Below are 7,962 nucleotides of genomic sequence, written 5' to 3'. Positions count from 1 at the left end.
TCGACCGGCTCGGAACGCTGCAGCGGCTGTCCGGCACCACCACCAGCGCCCTGGACGCCTCGCGTGCCGCCTCGGCTGAGGCCGCCCGCCTCCGCAGGGACGCGGACGTGGCATCGGAGATCGCGCGGGCCTCGGCCCGGGACGCACAGGGTCGGGCGGATGAGCTCGACCGGCGCTCGGAGGAGATGCGGGTGCGGATCGATGAGGTGAGACGTCGTGTCGACGCCCTCTCGGACGCGCAGCGTGCAGTCTGGGCCGGCGGCCCCCTGGTCCCGCCCGGTTACGTCGCCCCGGCTGTCGACGGTGTCAACACCGCGGCGCTGAACGTAGCTCTCACCCGGCTCGGTGCCCCGTACTCCTGGGGGGCGACCGGCGCGGAGGAGTTCGACTGCTCGGGTCTCATGGTGTGGGCGTACGCGCAGGAGGGGAAGACGCTACCGCGGTCGAGTCAGGCGCAGGCGGTGTCGGGCGCACCCGTCGCGATGGCCGACATCCAACCGGGCGACCTCGTCATCTACTACCCGGGGGCGACCCACGTCGGCATGTACGCCGGCGACGGACTGGTGCTGCACGCGCCGACCTACGGGGTCCCCGTCAAACTCGAGAAGGTCGACGCGATGCCGATCAGCGGGATCCGTCGGTACTGACGCGGGGACTCCGGGCGGGGCCTCCCCGGACACTGTGGCAGTCTCGGACGTGATGACGAAGACCCTGCTGATCACCAACGACTACCCGCCGCGACCCGGCGGCATCCAGTCGTATCTGGAGACCTATCTGGCGTATCTCGATCCCGAGGACGTGGCGGTCCTCGCCTCGACGTTCCGGGGCAGCGACTCGACCGACTACGACGACTCCCGTCCCTACCTGGTCGAGAGGGTGCCGACGGAGATGCTGCTGCCCACGCCGGAGCTCGCGGCCCGTGCGCGGAGGCTCGCCTCGGACTTCGGGGCGAGCACGGTGTGGTTCGGTGCTGCCGCGCCGCTGGCCGCGATGGCGCCCGTGCTCCGGCAGGGGCCCGTCGAGCGGATCGTCGCCAGCACCCACGGCCACGAGGTGGGGTGGTCGATGTTGCCGGGCTCGCGGCAGGTGCTCAGGCTGATCGGGGAGTCCACCGACGCCGTCACCTACGTGAGTGACTACACGCGACGTCGCTTCGCGGCGGCGTTCGGCCCACACGCCCGACTGGTGCACCAGCCCGGAGGGGTCGACACGGCCAGGTTCCGTCCCGATCCCGTGCGGCGTAGGGCGATCCGGGAGCGCTACGGGGTGGCGGACCGGGAGGTGATCGTGTGTCTCTCACGACTCGTCCCGCGCAAGGGTCAGGACGCGCTCATCCGCTCGCTGCCCGAGATCGCCCGCCGCGTTCCGGGAGCGGTCCTCGTCGTCGTCGGGGGTGGTCCGTACCGGCGCACGCTCGAGGGTCTGGCCCGCAGGCACGGGGTGTCCGACCGGGTGATCTTCACCGGTCGGATCCCGGCGGACGAGATCGTCGACCACCACCGGATGGCGGACGTGTTCGCCATGCCGTGCCGCACCCGGGGCGGGGGACTCGACGTGGAGGGTCTGGGGATCGTGTACCTGGAGGCGTCCGCCTGCGGTGTCCCCGTGGTGGCCGGCCGGAGTGGTGGCGCTCCGGAGACCGTCGTGGACGGGAGCACCGGTCTCGTGGTGGACGGGACCTCGGACGGCGAGATCGTCGAGGCCGTGGCCGGTCTGCTCTCGGACCGGCCACGCGCCTCCGCGATGGGCGTCCGCGGACGCTCCTGGGTTCTCGGGTCGTGGCGCTGGGAGGACCTGGCACGCGACATGCGGCGGGTGCTCTCCGGCGACTAGCCCCGGCTCGAACCCCGACCCGGCCGTGGGTCAGGCGTAGAGGTCCTCGATCTGGGCCGCGAACTTCTGGTGCACCACGTTCCGCTTGACCTTGAGTGAGGCGGTGAGCTCCCCGGTCTCCTCGGTGAACTGGTCGGGTAGCACGTGGTACTTCTTGATCGCCTCGGAGTGGGAGACGGTCCGGTTGGCCCGGGACAGCGCCTGGTCGAGATGCTCGATCATGTCCGCGTCCCGGAGCAGCTCGTACAGCGAGCCGGTCTTACCGTGGTGGGCCTTCCACCGCTCCAGTGCCTCCGGGTCGAGGGTGAGCAGCACCGAGATGAACGGCTTGCCGTCGCCCACGCACACCGCCTCGGCCACGAGCGGGTCGGCCCGGAGCGCGTCCTCGAGCTGGCTCGGGGCGACGTTCTTGCCCCCGGCGGTGACGATGATCTCCTTCTTGCGACCGGTGATGGTCAGGTAGCCGTCCTCGTCCAGGGACCCGAGGTCCCCGGTCCTGAACCACCCGTCGGAGAACGCCTCGGCGGTGGCGCGCTCGTTACGCCAGTAGCCGGAGGTCACCACCGGGCCGCTCACCTCGACCTCACCGTCAGGTGCGATCCGGACCGCACACCCGGGCAGCGGCTGGCCGACGGTGCCGATACGCATCTGACCGGGGGTGTTGACCGCGATCGCGGCGCACGTCTCGGTGAGGCCGTATCCCTCGAAGATGTTGACACCGATGCCGTCGAAGAAGTGCGTCAGGCGCTCACCGAGGGGCGCCCCACCCGAGATGGCGATCTCACAGCGGCCGCCGAGCGCCGCGACGAGCTTGGCGTAGACGAGCTTGGCGAACAGGGCGTGGCGAAGCCTGAGCAGCGGCCCGACGCGTCCACTGCGGTTGGCCTTGGAGTACGCGACCGCGGTGTCGGTGGCCTTGTCGAACATCCAGGCCTTGACGGTGCCGCCGTCCTGGGCGGTGGCCTGGGCCTTGTTGAAGACCTTCTGGAACACGCGCGGGACGGCCAGGATGTAGTGGGGCTGCATCTCGGAGAACGTGTCCACGAGATTGGTCAGGTCCGACGAGTGGGCGATGCGGACACCCGCGTGGAACCCGGCGTAGGTGATGGCGCGGGCCAGCACGTGGGCCAGGGGCAGGAACATGACGGTGGTCGCGTCCTGGCGGAGGTACTGGTTCAACGGCGTCTCGAGGACCGCGAGGGCCTCGGACATGAAGTTGCGGTGGGTGAGCATGCACCCCTTGGGGCGTCCGGTGGTGCCCGAGGTGTAGATCAACGTCGCGGGGGAGTCGGCGGTCACCCCGGCGCGCCGTTCGTCGAGTACCGCGTCGGGCACCTCGGTCGCACCCGCGGCGAGGGCGTCCAACGCGGGGGTGTCTCCTTCGATCACGAGGACGTCGGGGGCCGCCTCCAGCCCGCTGATCCCCTCGCGGGTGGTGGCGGCGTGGGTCTCCTTCTCGACGATGGCGAGCCGGGCGCCCGAATCCTCCATGATCCACCGGATCTGCTCGGCCGAGGAGCTGTCGTAGACGGGCACCGTGACCGCGCCGGCGGCCCAGATCGCGAAGTCGATCACGTTCCACTCGTATCGGGTCGAGCACAGGAGGGCGACCCTGTCCCCGGCCTGGACGCCTCGGGCGACGAGACCCCGACCCACCACGCGGACCGTCTCGGCGAACTCCCGGTTGGTGACATCCGTCCACCGACCGTCGACCGGCCGCTGGAACGCCACGTTGTCCGGCGTCCGCTCCGCGCGGTCGTAGGCCGCCTGGGCGCAGGACCAGTCGTCGGGGACGGTGAAAGTGGCGGGGGCGGCGACGTATTCGCGCAAAGGGTCCTCCTGGTGGAGACGATCGATGGTCTAATCGCAGTGAGGACACACTATCCCCGGGGCCGGACGGCATCCACGTCACCCGTGTGCCCGGGCGCCGGTCGCCAGGGCGCATCCCGGCCGAAGATATGTGAAGCTGGGGGATATGAGCGAGGACAACGGCGCCCCCGAGGTGTGGCCGACCAGCGACTCCACCGTGATCGACGCGACGGTCGAGGACGTGATGGCCGTCATCTCGGACTTCGACTCGTATCCCGAATGGTCCACGTCGATCCGGGTCGCCGAGGTCCTGTCCGTCGGCGCGGACGGTCGTCCGGACCGGGTCCGGTTCGCCCTGGAGGCGGGCGCGATCGTCGACGACTACGTCCTCGCCTACTCCTGGTCGGCGGACCACAGGGTCGTCGAGTGGAGGCTGGAAAGTTCGGCGCTGCAACGTGCGCAGAAGGGCTCCTATCGCCTCGAACCGGTCGAGGGCGGCACCAGGGTCGACTACGAGCTGGAGATAGAACTCGTGGTGCCGGTGATCGGCCGGCTCCGCGACCGGGCCGAACGGCGGATCCTCTCCGAGGCCCTGCGTGAACTCAAGCGCCGGGCCGAGTCGCGGTGACCGGCGCCAGGGTCGCGATCGTCATGGGGGGCGACCCCCCGGCCAGGTCGGAGGTGACCGCGCAGTTCCTGCTCGACGCGGGCGGAACGGCCCTCATCCTGACCGGGGACCCCGGTGCGGTGGATCCGCGGCTGGACACGACCGACGAGGGGCCCGTGGAGGTCCGTGTCGACGACGCCACCGCGAGACTCGAGTCGTACAGGTCCGGTGCGGTGGATCCGGACGACGACGTGCTCGCGGCGCTGGCCGCCGGAGGGGACGCGCCCCTCGCCGCTGTCCTGGGATGGGAGTACGCCCGGCGGGCGGCCGCCGCGGGAGTGTGGGACGTGGTGGTGGTGGAACTCGACGGTGACCTCGCGGCGGTCCGGAGGATCGCGGCGGCGGGGGAGCTGACCGCGTTCGTGGAGTCGCGCTGGCCCGCGCACGTGCGGTTCGCCTCGATGGCCGCAGGTGACCGCGCGGACGCCCGGACCCGCGAGGCGCACCGACTGTCCCTCCTCGCGGCGGAGGTCTCGACGTTCCTCGCGGGTCCGGTCGAGGTGATGGTGGTCGGGAGCGCTCCGGAGCGGACCGCGGCGCTGGCGGCACTCGCACGCGGGGCGGTCACTCCCTCCGTCTCCCCGGACGGTAGTGGCGGATACCGGGTGGAGTTCCCGGTACCGGCTCGTCCGACCACCCCGCCCTCGGTCGAGGGCGACGGGCTCAGGGTGGTCCTCGACGGTATCCGGACGATGCTGCGGCTTCCCGCGTTGCTCTCCCGGTGCACTCTCGTCGCCTCGCACTTCGACCCCGGGGCGTGCGCCGTGATCGCCAGCTTCGTCCCGGATCCCGAGCTGTGGCCACCGAATCTCGTCCCGTCCGGATTCGCGGACCGATCCGGGTAGTATCCGCTCCGTCAACTCCCCAACGACGGAAGGTCCGGTGACCCAAGTTGCTGTACTGGTTGTTCAAGTACGTGCTGATCGGTCCCTTCCTGAGAGCGACCAGTCGAACCACGACCACGGGGCAGGAGAACTTCCCCGTGAGCGGGGCGGCACTGCTCGTGGGGAACCACTACTCCGTCGGCGACTGGTTGTTCACGGTACTCCTGCTCCCGAGGCGGGTCACCTTCCTGGCCAAGAGCGACTACTTCACCGGCACCGGGATCCGCGGCGTGCTCAGCAGGTGGTTCTTCGCCGGAACCGGTCAGCACCCGATCGATCGCACCAACGCGGACGCCGCTCAGGCCGCACTGAACGCCGGGATGGAGGTGCTCTCGGCCGGGCAGGTCCTGTGCATGTACCCGGAGGGCACCCGCTCACCGGACGGACGGCTCTTCCGCGGTAAGACCGGACCAGCGCGCCTCGCTCTCCGAGCCGGGGTGCCGATCATCCCCGTGGGGGTGATGGGGACGGGTGAGTACGTCCGTAAGATCAGCAGGTTCCGTCGGAGCCCGGTCGAGGTCCGAGTCATGATCGGTGAGCCGCTCGACCTGACCCCGTGGGCCGGGAGAGAAGGCGACCGTGCGGCGGAGCGGGAGATCACCGACGAGTTCATGAGGCGCATCCAGGCGATGACCGGTCAGGAGTACGTCCACGACATCTACGGCGCCGAGATGAAGAAGCGCTACGAGGCGGTGCGCAAGTCGGGACGAAACCTCCTCGACCAGCCTGTCGAGGGGCAGCGCTGACGCCGGTGCGCTATTTCTACGACTGCGAGTTCATCGAGGACGGCACCACCATCGACCTGGTCTCGGTGGGGGTGGTGGCGGAGGACGGACGCGAGTTCTACGCGGTCTCCACGGATTTCGACCAGGCCAAGGCCGGTCCGTGGGTCCGCCGGAACGTCCTGCCCAAACTGCCCAATCCCTCGTCCCCGGCCTGGATGTCGCGGGCGGGGATCCGCGACGGGTTGTACGACTTCGTCACCGCACCGATCTCCGGGCCGGTCGAGTTGTGGGCGTGGATCGGGGCCTATGACCACGTCGCGGTGTGCCAGCTCTGGGGCGACATGACCGAGCTGCCGGCGGCGATGCCGAAGTTCACGCGGGATGTGCGCCAGCTGTGGGAGATGGCCGGGCAGCCGGAGCTGCCCCCGCACCCGGGCGGAGCCCACGACGCCCTCGGCGATGCCCGCCATGCGTTCTTGAGATTCCGGGCGATCGCGGCGAAGGCGCCCCACCTGGGTCTCTGAGGTCGCCTCGGGCGGCGGTGGCGTATCCTCGCGGGGTGAGCAACTGGACAGTCGACGTCGACATCGCACAGCTTCCCGACCTCCCTCCGCTCTCGGCGGACCTCGATCGGCTGCTGGCGGACGCCCTGTCGCGACCGGCGCTGCAGCAACCGTCGTGGGATCCCGATCACGCCGCGGCGATGCGCAAGGTCCTCGAGAGCGTGCCGCCCATCTGTGTGGCCTCCGAGGTCGAGCACCTCTCGGATCGGCTCGCCGATGTCGCGCACGGGCGTGCCTTCCTCCTCCAGGGCGGGGACTGCGCGGAGACGTTCGAGGCCAACACCGAGCCGCACATCAAGGGCGTGATCCGCACGCTCCTGCAGATGTCCGTCGTCCTGACCTACGGCGCGTCCATGCCGGTGGTGAAGGTCGGCCGGATCGCCGGTCAGTACGCCAAGCCGCGCTCCGCCGACCGGGACGCCACCGGCCTGCTCTCGTACCGCGGGGACATGGTCAACGGGCTCGACGCGGACGACTCCGCTCGTGAGCACGACGCGTCCCGCCTGGTCCGCGCTTACGCCAACGCCGCGGCGGCCATGAACCTGGTCCGCTCCCTGACGGCCTCGGGGACGGCGGACCTGCACCGCGTGCACGAGTGGAACATGGAGTTCGTCGCCGGGTCGCCGGCGGGCGCGCGCTACGAGGCGCTCGCCGCGGAGGTCGATCGCGGACTGCGGTTCATGGACGCCTGCGGTGTCTCCGACGAGAACCTGCGGTCGGCGGACATCTTCTCCTCCCACGAGGCGCTGGTACTGGACTACGAGCGCGCGATGTTGCGCCTGGCCGACGACGGCACGGGCCTCACGGGTGACGCGGAGCAGGGGCTGTACGACCTCTCGGCCCACTTCCTGTGGATCGGGGAGCGGACGCGTGGGATCGACGACGCCCACGTGGCGTTCGCCTCACTCATCGAGAACCCGATCGGTCTGAAGATCGGCCCCTCGACCACCCCGGAGCTCGCGGTGGAGTACGTGGAGAAGCTCGATCCGCGCAATCGTCCGGGACGCCTGACCCTGGTCTCCCGCATGGGCAACGACAAGGTCAGGGACGCGCTCCCGCCGATCGTGCAGGCCGTCGAGGCCTCGGGGCACAAGGTCATCTGGCAGTGCGACCCCATGCACGGGAACACCCACTCCACGTCCAACGGGTACAAGACCCGGCACTTCGACCGGATCATCGACGAGGTCCAGGGCTTCTTCGAGGTCCATCACGCGCTGGGATCGCACCCGGGCGGGATCCACATCGAGCTCACGGGCGAGGACGTCACCGAGTGTCTCGGCGGCGCCCAGGACATCTCCGACCTCGATCTGGCCGGGCGGTACGAGACCGCGTGCGACCCGAGGCTCAACACCCAGCAGTCGCTGGAGTTGGCCTACCTGGTGGCGGAGATGCTCCGCAACTGAGCCGCGGCGTCGCGGGGACGGCCGGGCCCCGGGGACACTCGCCTCGCGGGGACGGCCGGGCCCCGGGGCCGCCCGGTC

The 7,962-nt window shown here is 70.3% G+C and carries 8 protein-coding genes; 7 read left to right on the top strand and 1 reads right to left on the bottom strand.

Features of this window, described 5'->3' with window-relative positions; genetic code table 11:
- Both G6017_RS08270 and G6017_RS08265 read left to right on the top strand, forming a co-directional pair.
- A partial coding sequence (locus G6017_RS08270) for an NlpC/P60 family protein (RefSeq protein ID WP_182616895.1) occupies positions 1-647 on the top strand: 647 nt, incomplete at its 5' end.
- Between the two features lie 52 nt (positions 648-699).
- On the top strand, positions 700-1,833 hold the full coding sequence (locus tag G6017_RS08265; RefSeq protein WP_182609376.1) for a glycosyltransferase family 4 protein: 1,134 nt from the start codon (positions 700-702) through the stop codon (positions 1,831-1,833).
- 30 nt (positions 1,834-1,863) lie between these two features.
- On the opposite strand, the gene G6017_RS08260 is transcribed toward G6017_RS08265, so the two are convergent.
- Positions 1,864-3,663, bottom strand: coding sequence for an AMP-dependent synthetase/ligase (locus G6017_RS08260; RefSeq protein WP_179525042.1), 1,800 nt, complete (start codon positions 3,661-3,663; stop codon positions 1,864-1,866).
- 145 nt (positions 3,664-3,808) lie between these two features.
- Between G6017_RS08260 and G6017_RS08255 the strand changes: the two genes are divergently transcribed.
- The 5 genes from G6017_RS08255 (at position 3,809) to G6017_RS08235 (ending at position 7,884) form a co-directional block, all read left to right on the top strand.
- Positions 3,809-4,270, top strand: a complete 462-nt coding sequence (locus G6017_RS08255; RefSeq protein WP_182609375.1) for an SRPBCC family protein — start codon at positions 3,809-3,811, stop codon at positions 4,268-4,270.
- The gene (locus G6017_RS08250; protein ID WP_182616893.1) at positions 4,267-5,154 is read left to right on the top strand and encodes a hypothetical protein; all 888 of its coding nucleotides are present in this window, start codon (positions 4,267-4,269) and stop codon (positions 5,152-5,154) included. Before G6017_RS08255 ends, G6017_RS08250 begins: the two co-directional genes overlap by 4 nt.
- Before the next feature lie 71 nt (positions 5,155-5,225).
- Positions 5,226-5,939, top strand: coding sequence for a lysophospholipid acyltransferase family protein (locus tag G6017_RS08245; RefSeq protein WP_304815659.1), 714 nt, complete (start codon positions 5,226-5,228; stop codon positions 5,937-5,939).
- Positions 5,940-5,944: 5 nt separating this feature from the next.
- Complete coding sequence (locus tag G6017_RS08240) at positions 5,945-6,442, top strand: polyadenylate-specific 3'-exoribonuclease AS (protein ID WP_182616889.1); 498 nt, start codon at positions 5,945-5,947, stop codon at positions 6,440-6,442.
- Between the two features lie 35 nt (positions 6,443-6,477).
- Entirely contained in the window at positions 6,478-7,884 is a 1,407-nt protein-coding gene (locus G6017_RS08235; RefSeq protein ID WP_182616887.1) for a class II 3-deoxy-7-phosphoheptulonate synthase, read from the top strand.
- Positions 7,885-7,962: the final 78 nt, after the last annotated feature.

It is taken from the genome of Dietzia sp. B44 (genome assembly GCF_014145245.1).
GTDB classification, from domain to species: Bacteria; Actinomycetota; Actinomycetes; order Mycobacteriales; family Mycobacteriaceae; genus Dietzia; species Dietzia natronolimnaea.
Note: the sequence above shows the minus strand (reverse complement) of the source record. Positions and strands in the feature narration are given on the sequence as shown.

Coding starts and splice junctions, on each gene's coding strand:
- G6017_RS08265 (WP_182609376.1), top strand. CDS start 700: ATGACGAAGACCCTGCTGATCACCAACGACTACCCGCCGCGACCCGGC.
- G6017_RS08255 (WP_182609375.1), top strand. CDS start 3,809: ATGAGCGAGGACAACGGCGCCCCCGAGGTGTGGCCGACCAGCGACTCC.